Annotated in this window: 1 pseudogene; it reads right to left on the reverse strand. The window is 58.8% G+C overall.

Annotated features, from left to right (window positions below):
* Positions 1-238, reverse strand: a pseudogene (gene ssb / locus VC352_RS25030) (single-stranded DNA-binding protein); the annotation flags it as partial.

Raw genomic sequence — 238 nt, forward strand, 5'->3', positions numbered from 1 at the left:
CGATCCTGACCATCCTGGCCCTGCCACTTGCGCGTGCGCAGGCTGCATACGACATACACCTGCGAGCCCTTGAGCATGTATTATCCGGCGATTTCCGCCAGACGCCCGAAGAACACCACGCGGTGCAATTCGGTACGTTCCTGCTGCTGACCTGTCTGCTTTTCCTTCCAGCTCTCTGAGGTGGCCAGGGTGATGTTGGTCACGCCGTTGCAGTTGGGACTGTAGCGAGTTACAGGGT

Source organism: Pseudomonas sp. C11 (genome assembly GCF_034683865.1).
In the GTDB taxonomy this organism is placed as follows: Bacteria; Pseudomonadota; Gammaproteobacteria; order Pseudomonadales; family Pseudomonadaceae; genus Aquipseudomonas.